The organism is Pseudomonas sp. PD9R (assembly GCF_019200975.1).
Classification (GTDB): domain Bacteria; phylum Pseudomonadota; class Gammaproteobacteria; order Pseudomonadales; family Pseudomonadaceae; genus Aquipseudomonas.
On sequence record NZ_JAHTMR010000001.1, the window covers coordinates 131,216 to 155,123 of the forward strand.

The window sequence follows — 23,908 nt, forward strand, 5'->3', positions numbered from 1 at the left end:
TCTTTTGCCTTTAAAAAGCCTTACAACACCGAAGCTGTCTGCGCCAATTTCGGCTGGCGATACAAGTCCAGCAGCACCTGATCGAGCACCGACGAGGCGCCAAACGGAGCTTTGTCGTTGAGGATCGCCACCACCGCCCAAGTGTTGCCGTTGACGTCGCGGCTGAAACCGGCGATGGCACGCACGGTGTTGAGGGTGCCAGTCTTGACATGCGCTTCACCGCGCATCGCGGTGGTCTTCAGGCGTTTGCGCATGGTGCCGTCAGTGCCGGCAATCGGCAGCGAGCTGATGTACTCGGCGGAGTACGGGCTATGCCACGCGGCTTGCAGCATCGAAGCCATCTCCCGTGCACTGACACGTTCGGCGCGGGACAGCCCGGAGCCGTTCTCCATCACCAGGTGCGGCGCGGTGATGCCTTTCTTCGCCAGCCACTGACGCACCACACGCTGTGCAGCCTTGGCGTCGTCGGCATCGGCATCGGTACGGAATTTCTGGCCGAGGCTCAGGAACAGCTGCTGGGCCATGGTGTTGTTACTGTATTTGTTGATGTCGCGGATGATTTCCGCCAGGTCCGGCGAGAACGCCCGTGCCAGCACCTTGGCGTCTTTAGGCGTTGGCGCGAGCACATCCTTGCCCTGAATGCTGCCACCCAACTCCTTCCAGATCGCGCGCACGGCGCCGGCGGTGTAGGTCGCGTGGTCGAGCAGCGACAGGTAAGTCTGCGAGCTGCAACCTTCGCCCAACTGGCCGCCAACGGTCACGGTCACGCTGCCATCGGCCTGTGGCACCGGGTTGTAGCGCACGCCGCCGGTGCACTGCTTGGAGTTGATCGCCTTGACTTGATTGTCGATGCGGATGCTGGCAATTGGCGGCTCTACCGAGACCAACACCTTGCCCGAGTCGTTGCGCGCAACGAAGCGCAGGGCCTTGAGGTTGACCAGCAGCGAATCGGGTTTGACCAGGAACGGTTTGTTCTCGTCGTTGCCGTCGTCGTTGAACTCCGGCAATTGTGGTTGCACGAAGAAGCCTTTATCCAGCACCAGGTCGCCGGTGACCTGGGTCACACCGTTGGCGCGCAAATCGCGCATCAGCAGCCAGAGTTTTTCCATGTTCAGCTTCGGATCACCGCCACCCTTGAGGTAGAGGTTGCCGTTGAGGATGCCGCCACTGAGGGTGCCATCGGTGTAGAACTCGGTTTTCCACTGGTGGTTCGGGCCGAGCATTTCCAGGGCCGCGTAGGTGGTGACCAGCTTCATGGTCGAGGCCGGGTTGACCGACACGTCGGCGTTGAAAATGGTCGGTGTGCCGGGACCGGTCAGCGGGATCATCACCAGCGACAGGGCGTTATCCTGCAACTTGCTGGCCTTGAGGGCTTTTTCAACGTTGGGCGATAGCGCGGTATTGATCGGATCAGCGGAAACGGGGAGGGCCAGCGGAAGGAGAAGGCTGGCCAGCAGCAATGGACGCAACGATTTAATCATGTGAAATAAAACCCTACAGCCGAGGGGGAAAAGACGAGGGCATGAAAATGAAAGCCCTCAGCGGTCGTGAAAGTGTCGGCATTATGCCCCAAGCTGTTGCGGCTTGTGCCGTGCCTTGGCCTTCTAATCCGCTATTTTTTTACCGACGGTACGCTGCGCGGAGGTTTGAGACCGACTCGACAGGTTTTGTAGCAGGGGGAGCAACTGACAGATTTCAGTAAGGCGGAGGGCGCCAGGAGGGGGGTACACATATTGTCGGGCCATAAACAAACAGGGCCATCACAATGGATGGCCCTGTTGAACATCAAGCTACCGGATTGATCGGCTTTTCCGGGTACCAGACGTCGATCAGCGGGCTGACGGTTGCTTCGGTCAGTTCGCTGCGGCCCTTGAGCCAGGCTTCAACGGCAGCACGCTGCTCTTCGGACACCGAGCCACGCTTCTGCAGGCAAACCAGACCGAAGTCGTCGCCGCCAACATAGCCCAGACCGTTGGCTTCCATGGCTTCTTTCAGGAACGCGTCGAGGAATGCGTCGATTGCCTCGTCAGCCAGGTCTTCCTTGAAGTCCAGGTTCAATTCGAAGCCCAATTCCTGGAACTCGTCTACACAGAGCTTTTTGCGCAGACGCTGGGAGCGGTTAGTGGCCATGAAACATTCCTCTTAAGTAATATCGCGGCGCATCTTACCAGCTAAGAGACCTCCCTGCTCCAGAACCCCCGGCTTTTTGCGCTTTTACAGACCGGGTAACACATTCGGCGGCACAATCGCCCCGCCTTTCATCACCACAGGGGTTTTCTCAAGAATCGAAATGTCGGCAATCGGATCGCCGTCGACCGCGATCATGTCGGCAAAACGACCCGTACTGACGGCGCCGACATCCTGCTGCCAATTGAGCAAGTCTGCGGCGACCACTGTGGCGGACTGGATCGCCTGCATCGGCGTCATGCCGAACTTCACCATGTAGGCGAATTGCTTGGCATTGGTGCCGATTGGATAGACACCCGCGTCGGTGCCAAAGGCAATCTTCACCCCGGCCTTGACCGCTTTGCGAAAGGCCTGGCGCTGTACGTCAGTGGTTTCGGTGTTCTTGCGCAAGTAACTCTCAGGCCAGTTTTCCTTGTGACCGACTTCATCGATGTAATCGCCGTTATAGATATCCATCACAAGATAGGTGCCGTTGTCTTTCGCCAGTTTGATGCCTTCGTCATCCAGCAGCGAAGCATGCTCTACCGATTTGACGCCGGCGCGGATAGCGGCCTTGATTCCCTCAGCGCCATGGGCGTGGACGGTGGCGTAGCTTTTGTGCACCTTGGCTTCCTCGACCACCGCGCGCATTTCTTCTTCGGTCATTTCCATTTGCCCCGGTTCAGTGCCTTCGGCCAGTACCGAACCGGTTCCCATCATTTTGATGGTGTCCACGCCGTGCTGGAACAGGTAGCGAGTCTTCAACTTCGCGTCATTGGCATCGCGATAGACGCCGACCCGCATATCCGCCGGAATCTCTACCCCCGGCGCAAATCCCGTGACTTCGCCGCCACCGCCCGCGACGGTGATGTACGCGCCCACTACGTTCATTCTTGGTCCCAGCACGCGGTTGGCGTTGATCGCATCACGCAGCGCGACATCGGTAAACGCTCGATAGGTGCCAAGGTCATGCACCGTTGTAAAACCCGCACGCAAGGTTTGATACGCATGTTTGGCGCCCATCAGCGCCACGTCTTGCGGAGAATGCAGCAGGGGTTCGGCCACGTTATTAGTCATGTCCCAGTCGGAGATGTGCGTGTGCATATCGATCAGGCCGGGCAACACGGTCTTGGCGGACCAATCAATCACTGTGCTATTGGCCGGTGGCGCACTCCACGGTTCCACGGCGACGATGCGATCATCTTCAATCTTGATGCGCTGATTGCTCAGTACCTTGCCTTTTTCGACATCCACTAAATGTCCGGCGTGGACATATACGGTATCTGCGTGTGCGGATAAAGCCATCGCGGAGAGTGTTACAGCCAGCGCAATACACTTGATCGGAAAGTTCTTCATGTGAAACCTCTTGTTTTTAGAGTACCCAGATGTGCACATCAAAAAAGATCGAGCGGGTATTCGGTAATTATTCGGAGTTGCTTCACGCTGTCGCCGGTGAATGCGTGCGCGGCATAACGCACGCGTACTGACAGGTTTTTCAGTGCGCCACTGACTACAATGGTTTTCAGGTCGATATCGCGTTCAATTTGTTTGTCCGAAAGAGCGAAGTAAGCGTACAGGCCATCCGGATCAACTTTCTCGTTATCGATATCGAACCCATAGACATAACGAAGCGCGAGCGTTGTGTGCAAATAGCCTGTGCTGCCAAAGTCATAGGCGTAGCCAAGTCCGATCGACTGTTCGCCGGGACCGTTGAAATCTCCATACTGCGAAGAGTTGGCCAAATAGATAGAGTCCATGTAAGTGCCATCGGACGACATCAAGTAGTCGAACGGTTGGCTGCCATGCACCTTTTGATAGGACAACGTAAAAGTATGCGGGCCGTGGCCATAAGCAGTCGCCAACGACCAGGCGGTGACGTTTATGGGGCCGGCATTGGCCTGGCCTTCATCGAGCGAGCGATAAAGATTGAAATCGAAACTCAGTGTCTGTTCTGTTGCCAGGGGCAAGCTGTAATTGGCGTTAACGTAGAACTGCCGCCACAGATCTTCTGCGCGAGACACATAGAAACCGACGCCACCTTCCTCGACGGGCAGCCAGGTGAAACCGGCGTAGTCCACGTCGCCGGCGTCTACCCCGGCATACCCGGCTTCAAACCCTTCGTCGTGGTTTGTCGTCGTATAACCTCGGGAGGAATAAAAATGGCCGATATCGATACTGACCTTGTCGATGTCATCACTTAAAAGTTGAATGCCTCTTGTGGTCATTGGCATCAATCGTAAGTCGGGCGTTGCAAACACAGGGTTGTAAGGACGGAGATCGCCGTACTTGATAACCGTGTTTGACCATTTCATTTTTACCGAGGCGTTGAGTGTCGATGACTCAGTTCTTTCACCGTCGCCCTCGGCGGGGAACATGCCCGTGCCCACCGTGCCGCGTCCACCATCCAGCTTGTAAGCGGTGTAGACACTTGAATCAACTCCGAATCCGATATCGCCTTGAGTGAAACCGGATTGATAGTCCATCAGGAAGCCCTGTCCCCATCCTCGTGCATCGGGATAGTCGGACAGTGAGTTGCGATTGAAATACATATTGCGTGCAATGAGTTTGGCGGAGCTGCCTTCGATAAAACCTTCTGGGGCTTCGTCAGCCTGGGCTTGCAGAGAACTTGCGGACATCGAAAGTGCAAAAAGTCCCAACCATGGGCGATTTTTCATTTGAGGCCTCGGGGCTTTGTTTCTTATTGTTTTATAAAAGCGCCTCCAAGAATGTGCCCCGGCCCTCTGAATTTACAGTGATGTATCTGCATTAATCCTATGTCAGTAGCGCATAGGAAATAAAAGATCGCAGCCTCGTTGCACTCGACAGCTCCTACACGTGAAACGAGGCTGCGATCTTTTGATCCTACGCTTTACGCCAATTCAAAATCAGCAACGTCACCACCCCCGCCACAATCCCCCAGAACGCCGACCCAATGGAAAACAGGGTCAACCCCGATGCCGTGACCATAAAAGTGATCAGCGCCGCTTCGCGTTCCTTCACTTCGCTCATGGCAATGCTCAGGCCATTGATGATCGAGCCGAACAACGCCAGCGCGGCAATCGACAGCACCAACTCCTTGGGCAGCGCGGCAAACAACGCCGCCAGCGTTGCGCCGAACACCCCGGCGATGCCGTAGAAAATCCCGCACCAGACCGCGGCGGTGTAGCGCTTGTTGCGATCCTCATGGGCATGCGGCCCGGTGCAGATCGCCGCGCTGATGGCCGCCAGGTTGATCCCGTGGGAACCGAACGGCGCCAACAGCAGCGAAGCGATGCCGGTGGTGGTGATCAGCGGCGAGGCCGGCACCGTGTAGCCGTCGGCACGCAACACGGCGATGCCCGGCATGTTTTGCGATGTCATCGCCACCACGAACAGCGGAATGCCGATACTGATGGTCGCGGCCAGGGAGAAGTGCGGGGTGGTCCAGACCGGTGTCGCTACTTCCAGATGGAAGCCGCTGAAATCCAGCAGCCCCATGAAGCCCGACAAGGCAGTCCCGATCAGCAGCGCTGCCAGTACCGCATAGCGAGGGGACAGTCGCTTGACCACCAGGTAGGTGAAGAACATGCCCAGCACCAGGGCCGTTCGATGCTGGGCGGCGACGAAAATCTCGCTGCCGATCTTGAACAGAATGCCCGCCAGTAACGCGGCGGCCAACGACGCCGGGATCTTTTTCACCAACCGTTCGAAGCTGCCGGTCAGGCCGCAAATCGTCACCAGCACCGCGCACGTAATATAGGCACCAATGGCTTCGCCATAACTTACGCCGCCAAGGCTGGTGATCAACAACGCGGCACCGGGCGTCGACCAGGCAATGGTAATCGGCGTGCGATAGCGCAAAGACAGCCCGATGGAACACACCGCCATGCCAATGGAAATCGCCCAGATCCACGACGAGATCTGCCCGCTGGTCAGGCCCGCCGCTTGCCCGGCCTGGAACATCAGCACCAGGGAACTGGTGTAACCGGTCATCATCGCGATGAACCCGGCGACGATGGCCGAGGGCGATGTATCGGCCAGTGGACGGAGTTGCGTGTGCGTGGCGTCGTTCATGACGGCGATGATCCTTATACATTTGAAGATGTCTTGTAGGAGCTGCCGAGTGAAACGAGGCTGCGATCTTTTGATCTTAAAAAAACAACATCAAAAGATCGCAGCCTCGTTTCACTCGACAGCTCCTACAGGATTCCGGGTTAAAGCCTAAACTCAAAAGCAAGCAAACGTTGCGATACAGCAGAAGCGACATACAGCCGTACAGTCGTGTTGCCACTACCTATTGTGTACAATCGCAGTGTTTTTTACGCGATACTTGCCAGCGACCCACTGTGCCGTATTACAGTCACGGTCAATTCGCCGCAGTTCTCCCGACTCGAGTGCCCATGAACGAACAGTTGCAACCCCTCAAGAAACAACCGCGAGCAGGCAAAGCCGGCCGCAGCGGTACCCAGGACGATATTGTCTATGCGCATATCTTCGAGGCCATCCTCGAACAGCGCCTGGCGCCCGGCACCAAGTTGAGCGAAGAAGCGCTGGGGGAAATTTTCGGGGTCAGCCGCACCATCATTCGTCGCGCGCTGTCACGCCTGGCCCATGAAGGCGTGGTGCTGCTGCGTCCGAACCGTGGTGCCGTCGTTGCCAGCCCGAGCGTCGAAGAGGCGCGTCAGGTGTTCATGGCTCGTCGTCTGGTAGAGCGCGCGATCACCGAACTGGCGGTTCAACACGCCACTGCCGAGCAGATCGCCGAGTTGCGCCAGATGGTCAATGACGAGCGCGACAGCTTCTCCCGTGGCGATCGTGGTGCCGGTATCCGCCTGTCGGGCGAATTCCACCTGAAACTGGCCGAAGCGGCGAAAAACGCGCCGTTGATCAGCTTCCAGCGCAGCCTGGTGTCCCAGACTTCGCTGATCATCGCCCAGTACGAAAGCGGCAACCGTTCCCACTGTTCCTACGACGAACACACCCAATTGATCGACGCCATTGAAGCGCGCAACGCTGAGTTGGCCGTGGACCTGATGATGCATCACATGGATCACATCGACAGCAAACTCAACCTCGACGAAGAAAGCGCGTCGGACGATTTGCATGCGGTGTTTTCGCATTTGTTGCAGACCAAGAAGCCAGGACGGTCGAGCGCCAAACTCTGATAGAAAAGATCGCAGCCTCGTTTCACTCGACAGCTCCTACAGGGATCGCATTTCAATGTAGGAGCTGTCGAGTGCAACGAGGCTGCGATCCTTTGATCTTTCCGGCAGACAAAAAAATCCCCCGGGCTGAAAAGCAACGGGGGATTTTTTTATGCCCGAAAAGCCTTAACGCTGATGCACCAGATTCCCCGCCGCATACGTCTGCAGCACCGTCCGGTCATCACCCAGCGTCATCAACACAAACAACGTCTCGGCAATGTTGTTGGCCTGCTTCAAGCGATAGCTCAGCAGCGGCGTGGCGTTGTAGTCCAGTACCAGGAAGTCAGCGTCGGTGCCCGGTTGCAGATTGCCGATCTTGTCTTCCAGCCGCAGCGCGCGGGCGCCGCCGAGGGTGGCCAGGTACAGCGATTTGAACGGGCTCAGTCGCGCACCTTGCAGTTGCATCACTTTGTAGGCTTCGTTGAGGGTTTGCAGCAGCGAGAAACTGGTGCCGCCACCCACGTCGGTGCCGATGCCGACGTTCAACTTGTGCTTCTCGGCCATCGGCAAATTGAACAGCCCGCTGCCGAGGAAGAAGTTCGAAGTCGGGCAGAAGGCGATCGCCGAGCCGGTTTCAGCCAGGCGCGCGCACTCGTCGTCGCACAAGTGCACACCGTGGGCGAACACCGAGCGCTCGCCGAGTAATTGGTAGTGGTCGTAGACGTCCAGGTAACCCTTGCGCTCCGGGAACAGTTCCTTGACCCACTCGATTTCCTTGAGGTTTTCGCTGATGTGGGTCTGCATGTACAGATCAGGGAATTCGCTCAGCAACTGCCCAGCCAGGGTCAGTTGCTCCGGGGTGCTGGTCGGTGCGAAGCGTGGGGTCACCGCATAGTGCAGGCGAGCCTTGCCGTGCCAGCGCTCGATCAGCGCCTTGCTTTCCACGTAGCTCGATTCGGCGGTGTCGGTCAGATAGTCCGGGGCGTTGCGGTCCATCATCACTTTGCCGGCGATCATCCGCAGGTCGAGTTGCTCCGCTGCCTCGAAGAACGAATTCACCGATTGCGGGTGCACGCTACCGAAAACCAGTGCGGTGGTGGTGCCGTTACGCAGCAGTTCCTTGATGAAAATGTCCGCGACTTCGTCGGCGTGAGCCTTGTCGGCGAACTGGCTTTCACATGGGAACGTGTAGGTGTTGAGCCAGTCCAGCAGTTGCTCGCCATAGGCACCAACCATGCCGGTTTGCGGCAAGTGGATATGCGTGTCGATGAAACCCGGTGTGATCAGCGCATCCTGGTAATGGGTAATCTCGATGTCTGTCGGCAGCGTTGGCAGCAATTCGCTGGCGTGGCCGATGGCGCTGATCTTGCCGTTTTCGATCACCAGCAAGCCGTCTTCGAAATATTCAAACGAGGCTTCGATGCCCACTTCGGCGGGGTCGGCAATGCTGTGCAGGAGGGCGGCGCGGTAGGCTTTGCGAGTCAGAGGCATGGGCGTTCTCAATTAGAGGCTTGGCTGCGGCGCGAAACGGGCAGCAGTTTGGCAATTGGTTCGGCGCTGGCGGTGTGCTGGCCGAAATTCGCGTTGTAGGTGGCGATGATTTCGCCGGCGATGGAAATGGCGATTTCCACAGGCAATTTGCCTTTGACTTCGCCGATGCCCATCGGGCAGCGCATGCGTTGCACGACGCTGCTGTCGAAACCGCGATCACGCAGACGGTGTTCAAACTTCACCCGTTTGGTCTTCGAGCCAATCAGGCCGAAGTAGGCGAAGTCGTTGCGCTTGAGGATCGCCGCAGTGAGTTCGAGGTCGAGCTGGTGGTTGTGGGTCATGACGATGCAGTAACTGCCAACGGGCAGGTCATCGATTTCATCCACCGGTTCTTCGCTGACAATCTTGCGCACGCCGTGTGGGATCTGTTCAGGGAATTCTTCTTCCCGGGAGTCGATCCAGCGCACGCGGCAAGGCAGGCTGGCCAGCAGCGGCACCAGTGCGCGGCCGACGTGACCGGCGCCGAACACGGCGATCTGCGCCTGGACCTGGCCCATCGGTTCGAACAGCAATACGGTCGCGCCGCCGCAGCATTGGCCAAGACTGGCGCCGAGGCTGAAGCGTTCCAGATGCGTGTCCTGCTTGCCGCTGGCGAGCATCTCGCGAGCGATCTGCATGGCTTTGTATTCCAGATGCCCGCCACCGATGGTGTCGAAGGCCTGGTGGGCGCTGATGACCATCTTCGAGCCAGCATTGCGCGGCGTCGAGCCGAGCTCTTCGATGATGGTCACCAACACGCAGGGTTCACCCCGTTCCTGCAGGTCGGCGAGGGCGTCGATCCAGTTGTACATGTTTTCACCCCTACAACTTTGTTGTCTGTTCGGGCCTCTTCGCGGGCAAGCCTCGCTCCTACAGGTACGCACAATCCTTGTAGGAGCGAGGCTTGCCCGCGAAGGCCGCACCTCGGTCTTTAGAGCGGAGCCAACTCGGTCTCAGTCTGGACCGCCTTCGCCACCTTCAATTGGCGCATCTGCTCACAGCCCCACAACACCCGCTCCGGAGTCGCCGGTGCGTCGATTTTCGGTTGATGCTTGTAGTCGCCCAGACTTGCCACGGCGTCCTTGATCGCGCACCACGCGGCGATGCCGAGCATGAAGGGTGGCTCGCCCACAGCCTTGGAGTGGAACACCGTGTCTTCGGGGTTCTTGCGGTTTTCCACCAACTTCACCCGCAGGTCCAGCGGCATGTCCGCCACGGCCGGAATCTTGTAGCTGGCCGGGCCATTGGTCATCAGTTTCCCCTTGGCATTCCAGACAAGTTCTTCCATGGTCAGCCAGCCCATGCCCTGAATGAAACCACCCTCGACCTGACCGATGTCGATGGCCGGGTTCAACGAGGCGCCGACGTCGTGGAGGATGTCGGTGCGCAGCATCTTGTATTCGCCGGTCAGGGTGTCGACCAGCACTTCGCAGCACGCTGCGCCGAAGGCAAAGTAGTAGAACGGACGGCCACGGGCCTTGCTGCGGTCGTAGAAAATTTTCGGGGTCTTGTAGAAGCCGGTGCTCGACAGCGAGACTTGGGCGAAGTACGCCTGCTGGATCAGCGCTTCAAAGGTCAGGATGTGATCGCGAACCCGCACGTGACCGTTGTGGAACTCCACGTCTTCTTCGCTGACCTTGTACTGGCGCGCCGCGAATTCCACCAAGCGCTTCTTGATGATTTCCGCAGCGTTCTGCGCGGCTTTACCGTTCAGGTCAGCACCGCTGGAGGCCGCAGTCGGCGAAGTGTTCGGTACTTTGTCGGTGTTGGTCGCGGTGATCTGCACGCGGTCCATTTCCACCTGGAACACTTCGGCCACGACCTGCGCGACTTTGGTGTTCAGGCCCTGGCCCATTTCGGTGCCGCCATGGTTCAGGTGGATGCTGCCGTCGGTGTAGACGTGCACCAAGGCACCGGCCTGGTTGAGGAAACTGGCGGTGAAGGAAATACCGAATTTGACTGGGGTCAGCGCCAGGCCTTTTTTCAGGATCGGGCTGTTGGCGTTGTAGCGACGGATCGCTTCGCGGCGTTCGAAGTACTGACTGCTTTCTTCCAGTTCGGCGGTCATTTCTTCGAGCATGTTGTGCTCGACGGTCTGGTAGTAATGGGTGACGTTGCGCTCGGTCTTGCCGTAGTAGTTGGCCTTGCGCACGACCAGCGGATCAAGGGCCAAATGACGGGCGATGGCGTCCATCACTTCTTCGATGGCGACCATGCCTTGCGGACCGCCGAAGCCACGGTAAGCGGTGTTCGACGCGGTGTTGGTCTTGCAACGGTGACCGTTGATGGTCGCGTCGCCCAGGTAGTACGAGTTGTCGGAGTGGAACATCGCCCGGTCGACAATCGAGGCCGACAGATCCGGCGAGCAACCGCAGTTGCCGGCCAGTTCCAGAGCGATACCGTGCAGGCGCCCGGTGTTGTCAAAGCCGACGTCATACTCGACGTAGAACGGGTGACGCTTGCCGGTCATCAGCATGTCTTCGACCCGCGGCAGGCGCATTTTGGTCGGCTGGCCGGTGATGTGTGCGATCACCGCGCACAGGCACGCCGGGCTCGCCGCTTGCGTTTCCTTGCCACCGAAACCACCGCCCATCCGGCGCATGTCGACGACGATTTTGTTCATCGACACGTCCAGTACTTCGGCCACCAGTTTCTGCACTTCGGTGGGGTTTTGCGTGGAGCAGTAAACGATCATGCCGCCGTCTTCGGTTGGCATCACCGAAGAAATCTGCGTTTCCAGGTAGAAATGTTCCTGGCCGCCGATGTGCAGCGTGCCCTGAATGCGATGTTCGGCAGTCGCCAATGCGGTGGCCGAATCGCCGCGCTGATGGGTATGGCTATCGAGCACAAAGTGGCGTTTGCGCAGGGCTTCGACCACGTCCAGCACCGGCTCCAGATCTTCGTATTCGATGATCGCGGCCATCGCCGCTTTGCGGGCGGTTTCCAGGTCTTTTGCGGCGACGGCGAGCACCGGTTGGCCGACGAACTGCACGTCATCAATCGCCAGCAGCGGATCGCCCGGCAGCAACGGGCCGATGTCTTTCAGGCCCGGCACGTCTGCGTGGGTGATGGCGATGCGCACGCCTTCAAAGGCGTAGCACGGCTTGGTGTCGATGCTGATGATTTTCGCGTGGGCGCGGTCCGACAGGCGTGCGTATACGTGCAGCTGGTTCGGAAACTCCAGGCGATCGTCGATGTACTGCGCTTCACCGGACACATGCTTGGCGGCGCTGTCGTGCTTGACGCTGCGGCCGACACCGGTGGTCAGGTCCTTGGCGAACAGTTCAGCCAGTTCGGCCTGGGTCTTCTCTACGGCGTGATGATTAGACATAAGCGGTCACCCGAGTCTCGATGTGCGGTGTTTGCAGTTCGATGAAGTATTTGCGCAGCAGGTTCTGCGCGCTGAGCAGGCGATATTCCTTGCTGGCGCGGAAGTCCGAGAGCGGGGTGAAATCTTCGGCCAGGGCAGCGGCGGCGCGTTCGACGGTGGCGCTGTTGAATGGCGCACCGAGCAAGACGGTTTCGCAGGCGCTGGCACGTTTCGGAATTGCCGCCATGCCGCCAAAGGCGACGCGGGCGTCGGCAACCACGCCGTTTTCCAGGCGGATGTTAAAGGCAGCGCAGACGGCCGAAATATCATCGTCCAGACGCTTGGAAACCTTGTAGGCGCGGAACAGTTGTTCGGCACTGGCGCGCGGCACAATGATCTTTTCGATGAACTCGCTTTCCTGACGCGCCGTGACGCGGTAATCGATGAAGTAATCTTCCAGCGCCAGGGTGCGGCGGGTCTCGCCTTTACACAGGACGATCTGTGCGCCCAAGGCAATCAGCAGTGGCGGTGAGTCGCCGATTGGCGAGGCGTTGCCGATGTTGCCACCGAGGGTGCCCTGGTTGCGGATCTGCAGGGATGCGAAGCGGTGCAACAATTCACCAAAGTCCGGGTATTCAGCGTTCAAGGCTTCGTAGCAATCGGAGAGGGCGGTGGCGGCGCCGATTTCCAGGCGATCGTCGAAGCGTTCGATGCGCTTCATTTCGGCGACGTTGCCGACATAGATCATCACCGGCAAAGTGCGGTGAAACTGCGTGACTTCCAGTGCCAGATCGGTGCCGCCGGCCAGCAGGCGGGCCTGTGGATAAGCGTCGTAAAGATCGGCCAGATCGGCCACGGTCAACGGGACCAGGCAGCGCTTGTCGCCACTGTTGAGTTCGCCGATATCGGTAGGGGCAATGGATTTCAGTCGGGCAATGGTTTCGGCTTCGCGAGCATCGAACTGATCCGGTTGCTTGCCGCAGCAAGACTGCTGGGCCGCTTCCAGGATCGGTCGATAGCCGGTGCAGCGGCAGAGGTTGCCGGCCAAGGCTTCGTGGGCCTTGTGGGAATCCGGCTCGTCGCTGTTCTTTTGCAGGGCGAACAGCGACATGACGAAACCTGGTGTGCAAAAGCCGCACTGCGAACCGTGGCACTCGACCATGGCTTTCTGCACGCTGTGCAGCTCGCCTTTGTGCTTGAGGTCTTCAACGCTGATCAGTTGTTTGCCGTGCAATGACGAAACAAACGTCAGGCACGAGTTGAGGCTGCGATAGCGAATGTGTTCGCGGCCATCATCATCCGTCTGCAACTCGCCAACCACCACGGTGCACGCGCCACAGTCACCGCTGGCGCAGCCTTCTTTGGTGCCGGGTTTGCCCACATGGTCGCGCAGATAATTGAGCACGGTCAGGTTCGGGTCCAGGGCGTGCTCGCTACGGAGTTCCTGGTTTAGTAAAAACTGGATCACGGAAGGCCTCGCAGACTCATTATTGTTGTTAACCGATGCAACCGAATTTAGCAGGTCTGACTTTTCGGTCAATGATTTTCTGACTTAAAGGTCAGGAAATTGCATTTTGTCGATCAACAACCTGTTCCTTCATTATTGACCCTCATGGGATAGCCTGCTTTTTGCTTGAATCGTGCCAAAAACCACCGGGCAGGCCCTGCGCCATGACGTACCAATTGCGCTACACTGCGCCGCCTGTGCAGATCGAAGAGTTTGAAGGGACAACCATGACGTTCAAGGCGCCGGACAGCCTCGCCGAGCAAATCGCTCACCACCTCGCCGAACGCATCATTCGCGGCGAAATGAAGCCCGGGGAGCGCATCCAGGAACAGAAGGTCACGCTGGCCCTCAATGTCAGTCGCGGCTCGGTCCGTGAAGCCTTGCTGATCCTCGAACGCCGCCACTTGATCGCGATCCTGCCGCGACGTGGTGCTCATGTCACCGAGCTCACCGCGCACAAGGTGCAGAGCCTGTGCACGCTGATGAGCGAGATGTACATCCTGCTGGCCAACGCCGTGGCCAGTGGCTGGAAAGTCCAGGCCGACCTGGCGCCGTTCGTGCAGATTCAGCAGCGCCTGGCCGCCAGCTTCGAGCGCCAGGATATCCATGCCTTTGTCGACGACAGTTTCAATGTGATGCGTGCTACGTATGGGTTTGCCAACAACCCGTACTTGCAGGAAACCGTCGAGAACCTGCAGCCGGCCATGAGCCGTGCGTATTTTCTTGCCCTGGACCAGCGCAAGGCCTCGATGAGCGAGTACCTGGATTTGTTCGAACGCCTGCTCGCCGCCGTTATTGCCCGTGATTTCCCGCAGATCCGTGAGGTGCTGACCGCCTATGGCCAGCGCAGTTGCGATCTGGTGGTCTCCGCCTTGAAGGACGCCTAACGGGTGCGGCTCAAGTGCATCAAGCTGGCGGGGTTCAAGTCCTTCGTCGATCCCACCACGGTGAACTTCCCCAGTAACATGGCGGCAGTGGTCGGGCCCAATGGTTGCGGCAAGTCGAACATCATCGATGCCGTGCGTTGGGTAATGGGCGAGAGCTCGGCCAAGAACCTGCGCGGCGAGTCGATGACCGACGTCATCTTCAACGGCTCCACTAGCCGCAAACCAGTCAGCCAGGCGAGCATCGAACTGGTTTTCGACAACTCCGACGGTACGCTGCTTGGCGAATATGCGGCTTACGCGGAGATTTCCATTCGCCGCAAAGTGACCCGCGACAGCCAGACTACCTATTACCTCAACGGCACCAAATGCCGCCGTCGCGATATCACTGATATCTTCCTCGGCACCGGCCTGGGCCCGCGCAGCTATTCGATCATCGAGCAGGGGATGATCTCCAAGCTGATCGAGTCCAAGCCCGAAGACTTGCGTAACTTCATCGAAGAAGCAGCGGGCATCTCCAAGTACAAGGAGCGCCGCCGCGAGACCGAAAACCGTATCCGCCGCACCCACGAAAACCTGGCCCGCTTGACCGACCTGCGCGAAGAACTCGAGCGTCAGCTTGAACGCTTGCACCGTCAGGCCGAAGCGGCCAAGAAGTATCAGGAATATAAAAGCGAAGAGCGTCAGCTCAAGGCGCAACTGTCAGCCTTGCGCTGGCAGGACCTGAACGAACAGGTCGGCCAGCGTGAAGCGGTCATCGGCACGCAAGAAATCAGTTTCGAAGCCCTGGTAGCCGAGCAGCGCAATGCCGATGCCAGCATCGAACGGTTGCGTGACGGGCACCACGATCTCTCCGAGCGCTTCAATCTGGTGCAGGGGCGCTTCTATTCGGTCGGCGGCGACATCGCCAGGGTCGAGCAGAGCATTCAGCATGGTCAGCAGCGTTTGCGTCAGTTGCAGGACGATCTGAAGGAAGCCGAACGCGCGCGCCTGGAAACCGAATCGCACTTGGGCCACGATCGCACGTTGCTGCTGACCCTCGGCGAAGAACTGGGCATGCTCACGCCTGAGCAGGAAGTCACCAGCGCCGCCGCCGAAGAGGCCGCCGCCGCGCTGGAAGAATCCGAAACCACCATGCACGGCTGGCAGGAGCAGTGGGACACGTTCAACCTGACGGCTGCCGAGCCGCGGCGTCAGGCTGAAGTTCAGCAGTCGCGAATCCAGCAGCTGGAAACCAGCCTGGAGCGTTTGGCTGATCGACAGAAGCGTCTTGGCGAAGAGAGAGCCTTGCTTTCGGCTGACCCGGAAGACGCGGCAATCATGGAACTCAACGAGCAGCTCGCTGAATCCGAAGCGACGCTTGAGGATTTGCAAACCAGCGAAGAAGCGCAGGTAGAAAAGCTTGAGCAGCTGCGCCAGCAATTGCAGCAGGCGCTGACGGCACAACAAACGGCGCAAGGCGATTTGCAGCGGCTCAACGGTCGGTTGGCCTCACTGGAAGCTTTGCAACAAGCGGCGCTCGATCCCGGTACCGGCACCGCCGAATGGCTGCGTGAACAACATCTGGCGGATCGTCCGCGTCTGGCGGAAGGCCTGAAGGTTGAAGCCGGTTGGGAGCTGGCGGTGGAAACCGTGCTCGGTGCCGATCTTCAAGCTGTTCTGGTGGATGATTTCAATGATTTCGATTTGTCCGGGTTTAGCCAGGGCGATCTGCGTTTGCTCAGCCCGGCCAGCGATGGCGCGCGGGTGCCGGGCAGCCTGCTAGACAAGGTCGAAGCACAGATCGATCTCTCGCCGTGGCTGGGTCAGGTCAAACCGGTCGACAGTCTTGAACAGGCCTTGGCCTTGCGCGGTCAATTGGCCGCCGGCCAGAGCCTGATCAGTCGTGACGGTTACTGGGTTGGCCGGCATTTTCTGCGTGTGCGTCGCGCCAGCGAAGCGGAAAGCGGCATGCTCGCCCGTGGTCAGGAAATCCAGAAGCTGGGACATGAGCGCGAAGAACGCGAAGCCGCCGTCGACACCCTGGAAACCGAATTGCAAAACCTGCGGGCGCAACAGCGTCAGCAGGAAAATGGCCGCGAACATTTGCGACGGCTGCTGCAAGACGAGGCCCGTCAGCAAGGCGAATTGAAAGCTCAATTGTCGGCCGGCAAAGCCAAGGCCGAGCAATTGACCTTGCGTCGTACCCGCCTCGATGAAGAAATCACCGAGCTGGGTGAACAGCGTGCTCTGGAGCACGAAAGCATTGGCGAAGCACGCCTGCAATTGCAGGAAGCCCTCGACAGCATGGCCCTCGATACCGAGCAGCGCGAACTGCTGCTGGCCCAGCGCGACAGCTTGCGCGAGCGTCTTGATCGAGTGCGTCAGGAAGCCCGGCAGCACAAGGATCACGCCCATCAATTGGCGGTGCGGTTGGGCTCGCTCAAGGCGCAGCACGATTCGACGCGCCAGGCGCTGGAGCGTCTGGAAATGCAGTCCGAACGCCTGACCGAAAAGCGCGAACAACTGAGCCTCAATCTGGAGGAGGGCGAGGCACCGCTGGAAGAGCTGCGCCTGAAACTCGAAGAGCTGCTCGACAAGCGCATGACCGTCGACGAAGAACTCAAGACCGCGCAGATCGCCCTTGAAGATGCCGACCGCGAACTGCGTGATGCCGAGAAACGTCGCAACCAGGCCGAACAGCAATCGCAATTGATCCGGGGTCAGCTCGAACAGCAGCGCATGGAGTGGCAGGCCCTGACTGTGCGCCGCAAAGCGTTGCAGGATCAGTTGCTCGAAGACGGCTATGACCTGCACGGTGTGCTCGCCACGTTGACCGCCGAGGCCAGCGAGAAAGCCGCCGAGGAAGAACTTGAGCGCATCGCCGCGCGGATTGCGCGCCTCGGCGCGATCAACCTCGCGGCCATCGATGAATACCAGCAACAATCCGAGCGTAAACGTTATCTGGATGCGCAGAACGACGATTTGGTCGAAGCGCTCGACACGCTGGAGAACGTGATTCGCAAGATCGACAAGGAAACCCGAAACCGTTTCAAAGATACCTTTGATCAGATCAATGGCGGTTTACAGGCGCTTTTCCCAAAAGTTTTCGGTGGCGGTCGCGCGTATTTGGAACTGACGGGCGAAGATCTACTCGATACAGGGGTAACGATCATGGCGCAGCCGCCAGGAAAGAAAAACAGCACCATCCATTTGCTCTCCGGCGGCGAAAAAGCCCTGACTGCACTGGCTCTGGTTTTTGCGATCTTCAAGTTGAACCCGGCGCCGTTCTGCATGCTCGATGAAGTTGACGCACCCTTGGATGACGCTAACGTTGGACGCTACGCACGATTGGTCAAAGAGATGTCGCAGACGGTGCAGTTCATCTATATCACCCACAACAAGATCGCCATGGAAATGGCCGATCAACTGATGGGAGTAACGATGCACGAGCCCGGTTGTTCGCGTCTGGTGGCCGTGGATGTAGAGGAGGCAATGGCGATGGTGGACGCCTGATTGCAGGCGCAGCCTCCGCCAATCAATGTAGGAGCTGCCGAAGGCTGCGATCTTTTGATCCTGGCGCTACGTCGGGCTCAGGCTGGCGAAATGACATAATTTGCGCGTCCATTTTGACAGACGGTGTAAAGTTGCCTTTGGTCGTGCTAGTTTAATGTCAATTTTTCGTATACGTGAGCAAAACGCCTGTCAGAACATAGAGTTGGCGTCACGTTTTAAAGCGGTTTACAGGTTGTAAACCCCTTATTTTTCAGCATTTTTTATAGAGGCACGGGATTACATGGAAATCGGTCTGCGCGAGTGGCTGATCGTCATCGGCATTATTGTCATTGCCGGTATTCTTTTTGATGGCTGGCGCCGTATGCGCGGCGGCAAGGGAAAACTGAAATTCCGCCTTGATCGAAGTCTGTCCAATTTGCCGGACGAGGACACCAGCGCCGAGCTGTTGGGCCCGTCTCGCGTGCTGGACGACCAACAGGAACCGCAACTGGACGAGCATGATCTGCCGTCGGTGAGCATGCCCGCCCGTGAACCCCGTGAATCGGGTTCCAAGCGCGGCAAGCGTGGTCATGGTGAGCCGTCACAGGGCGACATGAACCTCAGCCTGGATCTGGATGGCGGCCCGAGCTTCAGCAGCCGTGACGACGATTTTGTTGAAGACACCAAACCTTCGCCATCGGTCAGCGAAAAAGAGCAGCCACAGGCTGAAGAAGTGCTGGTGATCAGCGTGATCTGCCGTGATGCGGCCGGCTTCAAAGGCCCGGCGCTGTTGCAGAACATTCTGGAAAGCGGCCTGCGTTTTGGCGAAATGGACATCTTCCACCGCCACGAAAGCATGGCGGGTAATGGCGAAGTCCTGTTCTCCATGGCCAACGCGGTGAAGCCGGGTGTCTTCGATCTGGACGACATCGACCACTTCAGCACCCCGGCGGTGAGCTTCTTCCTCGGCTTGCCAGGTCCGCGTCATCCCAAGCAAGCCTTTGACGTGATGGTGGCTGCCGCGCGCAAGCTGTCCCAGGAGCTGAACGGCGAACTGAAGGATGATCAGCGCAGCGTGCTGACCGCGCAGACGATTGAGCATTACCGTCAGCGCATCGTCGAGTTTGAGCGCCGCGCGTTGACCCAGAAACGCTGAAGTCAAAAGATCGCAGAGCTCCTACAGGAAATTTCGATCCCTGTAGGAGCTGTCGAGTGAAACGAGGCTGCGATCTCTTGATCTTGATTGAATAAAATAGGAGCAGCCTCGGCTGCTCTTTTGCTTTACGAGAGAACACCCATGACTGCCGCCAAAAACCGCATTCTAGAACTGCGTGCCGAGCTGGATCAGCACAACTATCGCTATCACGTGCTGGATGAGCCGAGCATTCCGGACGCCGAGTACGATCGGTTGTTCAACGAGCTCAAGGCTCTCGAAGCCGCCAACCCGGAACTGATCACCAGCGACTCGCCGACTCAGCGAGTGGGCAGCGCGGCGCTGTCGGCGTTCACCCAGGTGCGCCATGAAGTGCCCATGCTCAGCCTCGGCAACGCCTTCGAAGAGACCGACATGCGCGAGTTCGACCGCCGGGTGACCGAGGGTCTGGACCTGCCGGCCGGTGATCTGTTCGGCGGCGGCGCGGCGGTGGAATACAGCTGCGAACCGAAGCTCGATGGCCTGGCGGTCAGCTTGTTGTATCAGGACGGGGTGCTGGTGCGCGGTGCGACGCGGGGCGACGGCACCACCGGCGAAGACATCAGTGTCAACGTGCGTACCGTGCGCAACATTCCACTCAAATTGCACGGCACCGGTTGGCCGGCAATCCTGGAAGTGCGCGGCGAAGTGTTCATGTCCAAGGCTGGTTTCGAACGGCTTAATGCCTCGCAACTGGAAGTCGGCGGCAAGACTTTCGCCAACCCGCGCAACGCTGCGGCGGGCAGCTTGCGTCAGCTGGATTCGAAAATCACTGCCAACCGTCCGCTGGAATTCTGCTGCTATGGCATCGGTCAGGTGTCCAGCGATATCGCTGAAACCCATATCGGTAACCTCAAGCAGTTGCAGGCTTGGGGCATGCCAATCAGTCATGAGCTGAAACTGGCGAAAGGCATCTCCGAATGCCTGGATTACTACCGCGACATCGGTGAGCGCCGTAACGCGCTGCCCTATGAAATCGACGGCGTGGTGTTCAAGGTCAATAGCATTGCCTCCCAGCGTGAATTGGGTTTCCGTGCCCGCGAGCCGCGTTGGGCCATCGCTCATAAATTCCCGGCCATGGAAGAACTCACTGAGTTGCTCGACGTGGAATTCCAGGTCGGTCGCACGGGTGCTGTCACGCCAGTAGCGCGTCTAAAACCGGTCAAGGTCGCGGGTGTCACCGTGGCCAATGCGACCTTGCACAACATGGACGAAGTGGCGCGCCTGGGACTGATGATCGGCGATACGGTGATCATCCGCCGTGCCGGCGATGTGATTCCGCAAGTGGTGCAAGTGGTACTTGAGCGTCGTCCGGATGACGCACGACCTGTGCAGATTCCAGAAAAGTGCCCGGTCTGCGGCTCCCACGTCGAACGTACGCAACTGGTCAAACGCAGCAAGGGCCGCGAGACCGTCAGCGAAGGCGCGGTGTATCGCTGCGTCGGTCGACTGGCCTGTGGTGCCCAACTCAAACAAGCCATCATTCACTTTGTTTCGCGCCGGGCGATGGACATCGAAGGCCTGGGCGAGAAGAGCGTCGAGCAATTGGTGGATGAGGGTTTGGTCAGTTCGCCAGCCGATCTGTACGCCCTGACGTTCGAGCAGATCGTGGATCTGGAAGGCTTCGCCGAGCTGTCGAGCAAGAACCTGCTCGGCGCCATTGAAGACAGCAAAAAACCTGGCCTGGCACGCTTCATCTATGCCCTCGGGATCCCTGATGTCGGCGAAGAGACGGCCAAGGTCCTGGCGCGCTCCCTGGGTTCCCTGGAGCGGGTGCAAAAGGCCTTGCCGCAGGTGCTGACGTACTTGCCGGATGTCGGGCTGGAAGTGGCGCACGAGATTCACAGCTTTTTCGAAGACGCGCATAACCAGCAGGTGATTGCGGATCTGCTCAAGCATGGTTTGCAGATTCAGGATCAGGGCGAACTGGGTGCCGAGTTTGCCGCCAGTACCACGTTGGGTGGTTTTCTCGACAAGCTGCACATTCCTTCGGTCGGGCCGGGTGGGGCGCAAAAGCTCGCTGAGAAGTTCGGTTCGCTGCAAGCGGTGATCAGCGCCGACTGGCTGGACATGCGTCAGGCATTGCCGGAGAAACAGGCCAATTCGGTTCGTGAATTTTTTGCGGTCGATGAGCATCGGCAACTGGCCGAGGCGGCCGAAAAGCAGCTGGCTGATTTCGGCATGCATTGGCAGAGCGAGAAAAAAGTCATCGAAGGCTTGCCGCTGGCGGGTCAGACCTGGGTGCTGACCGGCTCGCTGGAGTTGATGAGTCGCGACGTGGCCAAGGACAAGCTGGAAAGCCTTGGCGCTAAAGTGGCGGGTTCCGTGTCGGCCAAGACCCATTGTGTGGTTGCCGGGCCGGGGGCAGGTTCGAAGTTGACCAAGGCCAACGAGCTGGGGTTGAAGGTGCTGGATGAAGAGGCGTTTGTGGCGTTTTTGAAAGGGTACGGCATTACTGTTTGACACCTCGAAAATCAAGATCAAAAGATCGCAGCCTGCGGCAGCTCCTGCACGGTCAATGTAGGAGCTGCCGAAGGCTGCGATCTTTTGATTTACCCCATACAAAAACGCGGGAACGATCACGGCGCACTAATGATCTAGTCTTGGCAAGCCCCAGGGAGAGATCGCCATGTACCGTTTCTTCGAACAGCTCAGCTCGCGCATCGCCGCACCCTTCATGGGCGAAAGCTCGCGCAACAGCAAAGTCTGGCCCTGTCGATGCGGGCAGTCGCTGTTTTTTCGCAACAGTCAGTGTTTAGCCTGTTCGGCAGCGTTGGGCTATCAGCCAGAGCGCAGTCGCCTGTCCTCGCTGCAGCCGGGTGAGCAATCGAACACCTGGTCACTTGATGTCGATCCCGAAGCGGGCTTGTTTCGTCGCTGTGCCAACCTCGATTCCCCTGCCGCGTGCAACTGGCTATTGCCTGCCAAGGTTGACGATACGTTGTGCATCGCCTGTAGCCTGAATCACACCATCCCTGATCTTTCAATTCCCGAGAACCCTGAACGTTGGCGCAAGGTCGAGACGGCCAAGCGTCGTCTGGTCGCACAACTGGTCAGCCTTGGCTTGCAGGTTATCCCGAAGACCGTCGACGAAGAGACGGGTCTGGCTTTCGATTTCATCGGCGTCGATCTCGAAGGCAAGCCACCGACCACCGGTCACGCCAATGGCTTGATCACTCTCGATATCAAAGAAGCCGATGACGCCCATCGTGAGCAAATACGGGTGCAAATGCGCGAGCCCTATCGCACCTTGCTCGGGCATTTTCGACACGAAGTCGGGCACTACTACTGGGACCGTTTGATCGCCAACAGCGACTGGCTTGAACCGTTCCGGGGCCTGTTCGGCGATGAGCGCGCGAGCTACGTCGAAGCTTTGGAGCGGCATTATCAACAGGGTGCACCGCTCGTCTGGCAGCAGCATTACGTCAGTGCCTACGCCACCATGCACCCTTGGGAGGACTGGGCCGAAACCTGGGCGCACTATCTACATATGATGGACGCGGTGGATACCGCACTGGGGTTTGGCATGAGTGCCCGGGAAATGGATTTCGATTATCAGCCGTTTCCTTCAAGCACCCTTTACGATCCACAACATCCCGGCGGCGCGGTGTTTCTGTCGTTCGTCAATGCGTGGATCGAACTGGCCGGCATGCTCAACGAGCTGTCGCGCAGCATGGGACAGCCGGATTTTTATCCCTTCGTGCTGCCGCCCGCAGTGATCGCCAAGCTGCATTTCATTCATCTGGTGATCCAGCGTGAGGGCGGCAAGGCAGACGAAGTGTTGCAAGACCTGTAGGAGCGAGCTTGCTCGCGATGAGCGTGAGAGCGACGCGTTTATCCAGGCAGCACGCGTTATTGTTAATGTCCTTCGCGAGCAAGCTCGCTCCTGCATAGGCTGATTTTTATCATTAGCGCATGTCTTTGAACGGCCTCATGTTTTTTAATACCCCCGAACGGTTGTAACTTCGTCTCAGATAGGTACAATGGCGCGGCTCACCGTCAGGTGAGCGTCGTTATGGTGACCCCATCGGTCCCCCCGCAACGATTACCCGTGAACCTGGTCAGAGCCGGAAGGCAGCAGCCACAGCGGGAACATTGTGTGCCGGGGTGTGGCTGGTGGGGTTGCCTCCTATCTCTAAGTCCTTGATTCTACAAGGATTTATCAGCAAAAAAATTCGAAGTGTGACAGCGTTTAGGTACACCTAAGTGGTGCACCGTAAGCGGCATGTTATCGTCTGCCTATCGTTTCTCCAACCCTTCCCCTTGCCAACCACCTGTAGCTGCAACTGGCGGCAACGTGCTACTGGCTCCTACGATTGCCGTAGCCGCATGATCGCGTCTGTGATGGCTTGTGCATTCGTGTCGAGTGTTTCCATGGCCGCCATCGCATTAGCAGCGATACTTCCCACTCCATTTTCTGAGAGCCACTTGGTGATCTCTTCTATGGCAGCACCTAAGGCGTGCTGGTTATGCAGGAGCAAAGTCAATGCATCCGCAGTGGCGATCTTGGCTTCTGGGTTATCTGACATGGCTATCGTCCTTGAGTGGGTGGTGCGGGAATCCTAGCCCATCTCGCTGCTGGCTGGGGCTGGGAGATAATTGCACAGGCCTGCCACATTGTTTGCATTCGACCTGACCAGTCCTTTGGATCGGATTCGACCAGCGGCAACAGCTTGATGCCAAAAAGAGGCGGAGAGTTGATTCTGGCAAGCGATGAGCAGA

At 58.4% G+C, this 23,908-nt stretch carries 16 protein-coding genes and 1 other RNA gene; 7 read left to right on the plus strand and 10 right to left on the minus strand.

Translation table 11 applies throughout. From position 1 onward, the window contains the following. Positions 1–20: 20 nt before the first annotated feature. From dacB to KUF73_RS00605, 5 genes are all read right to left on the minus strand, one after another. Positions 21–1,481: a D-alanyl-D-alanine carboxypeptidase/D-alanyl-D-alanine-endopeptidase gene (gene dacB / locus KUF73_RS00585; RefSeq protein WP_218436114.1), complete on the minus strand. Its 1,461-nt coding sequence runs from the start codon at positions 1,479–1,481 to the stop codon at positions 21–23. 304 nt (positions 1,482–1,785) lie between these two features. Beyond that, positions 1,786–2,130, minus strand: coding sequence for a YggL family protein (locus KUF73_RS00590; protein WP_007896965.1), 345 nt, complete (start codon positions 2,128–2,130; stop codon positions 1,786–1,788). 84 nt (positions 2,131–2,214) lie between these two features. Further along, positions 2,215–3,420: an amidohydrolase family protein gene (locus tag KUF73_RS00595; RefSeq protein ID WP_256345256.1), complete on the minus strand. Its 1,206-nt coding sequence runs from the start codon at positions 3,418–3,420 to the stop codon at positions 2,215–2,217. Between the two features lie 140 nt (positions 3,421–3,560). Next, on the minus strand, positions 3,561–4,841 hold the full coding sequence (locus KUF73_RS00600) for an OprD family outer membrane porin (RefSeq protein WP_218436115.1): 1,281 nt from the start codon (positions 4,839–4,841) through the stop codon (positions 3,561–3,563). 187 nt (positions 4,842–5,028) lie between these two features. Continuing rightward, on the minus strand, positions 5,029–6,219 hold the full coding sequence (locus KUF73_RS00605; protein ID WP_218436116.1) for a benzoate/H(+) symporter BenE family transporter: 1,191 nt from the start codon (positions 6,217–6,219) through the stop codon (positions 5,029–5,031). Positions 6,220–6,545: 326 nt separating this feature from the next. On the opposite strand from KUF73_RS00605, the gene KUF73_RS00610 reads away from it, so the two are divergent. Next, positions 6,546–7,310: a GntR family transcriptional regulator gene (locus tag KUF73_RS00610; RefSeq protein WP_218436117.1), complete on the plus strand. Its 765-nt coding sequence runs from the start codon at positions 6,546–6,548 to the stop codon at positions 7,308–7,310. Positions 7,311–7,475: 165 nt separating this feature from the next. On the opposite strand, the gene guaD is transcribed toward KUF73_RS00610, so the two are convergent. The 4 genes from guaD to xdhA all read right to left on the minus strand — a co-directional run bounded on the left by guaD (position 7,476) and on the right by xdhA (position 13,597). Then, positions 7,476–8,780, minus strand: a complete 1,305-nt coding sequence (gene guaD, locus KUF73_RS00615) for a guanine deaminase (protein WP_218436118.1) — start codon at positions 8,778–8,780, stop codon at positions 7,476–7,478. An 8-nt stretch (positions 8,781–8,788) separates the two neighbouring features. Further along, positions 8,789–9,631, minus strand: a complete 843-nt coding sequence (gene xdhC, locus KUF73_RS00620; protein WP_218436119.1) for a xanthine dehydrogenase accessory protein XdhC — start codon at positions 9,629–9,631, stop codon at positions 8,789–8,791. A gap of 119 nt (positions 9,632–9,750) precedes the next feature. Beyond that, positions 9,751–12,150, minus strand: a complete 2,400-nt coding sequence (xdhB, locus tag KUF73_RS00625) for a xanthine dehydrogenase molybdopterin binding subunit (protein WP_218436120.1) — start codon at positions 12,148–12,150, stop codon at positions 9,751–9,753. Further along, positions 12,143–13,597, minus strand: a complete 1,455-nt coding sequence (xdhA, locus tag KUF73_RS00630) for a xanthine dehydrogenase small subunit (protein WP_218436121.1) — start codon at positions 13,595–13,597, stop codon at positions 12,143–12,145. The genes xdhB and xdhA overlap by 8 nt, the downstream gene beginning before the upstream one ends. A gap of 266 nt (positions 13,598–13,863) precedes the next feature. Between xdhA and KUF73_RS00635 the strand changes: the two genes are divergently transcribed. The 6 genes from KUF73_RS00635 (at position 13,864) to ffs (ending at position 23,308) form a co-directional block, all read left to right on the plus strand. After that, positions 13,864–14,523: a GntR family transcriptional regulator gene (locus tag KUF73_RS00635; protein ID WP_218436822.1), complete on the plus strand. Its 660-nt coding sequence runs from the start codon at positions 13,864–13,866 to the stop codon at positions 14,521–14,523. A gap of 3 nt (positions 14,524–14,526) precedes the next feature. After that, positions 14,527–18,015 carry a chromosome segregation protein SMC gene (smc, locus tag KUF73_RS00640; protein ID WP_218436122.1) on the plus strand — a complete coding sequence of 1,163 codons (3,489 nt, stop codon included), beginning with the start codon at positions 14,527–14,529 and terminating at the stop codon, positions 18,013–18,015. Between the two features lie 280 nt (positions 18,016–18,295). Next, a complete protein-coding gene (zipA, locus tag KUF73_RS00645; RefSeq protein ID WP_218436123.1) occupies positions 18,296–19,150 on the plus strand; it encodes a cell division protein ZipA in 855 nt (284 codons plus the stop codon). A gap of 141 nt (positions 19,151–19,291) precedes the next feature. Further along, positions 19,292–21,649, plus strand: a complete 2,358-nt coding sequence (gene ligA, locus KUF73_RS00650; protein WP_218436124.1) for an NAD-dependent DNA ligase LigA — start codon at positions 19,292–19,294, stop codon at positions 21,647–21,649. Positions 21,650–21,815: 166 nt separating this feature from the next. Then, a complete protein-coding gene (locus KUF73_RS00655; protein WP_218436125.1) occupies positions 21,816–22,982 on the plus strand; it encodes a putative zinc-binding metallopeptidase in 1,167 nt (388 codons plus the stop codon). Positions 22,983–23,211: 229 nt separating this feature from the next. Next, an RNA gene (gene ffs, locus KUF73_RS00660) (signal recognition particle sRNA small type) lies at positions 23,212–23,308 on the plus strand. A 188-nt stretch (positions 23,309–23,496) separates the two neighbouring features. On the opposite strand, the gene KUF73_RS00665 is transcribed toward ffs, so the two are convergent. Beyond that, positions 23,497–23,715, minus strand: coding sequence for a hypothetical protein (locus KUF73_RS00665; RefSeq protein ID WP_218436126.1), 219 nt, complete (start codon positions 23,713–23,715; stop codon positions 23,497–23,499). Positions 23,716–23,908: the final 193 nt, after the last annotated feature.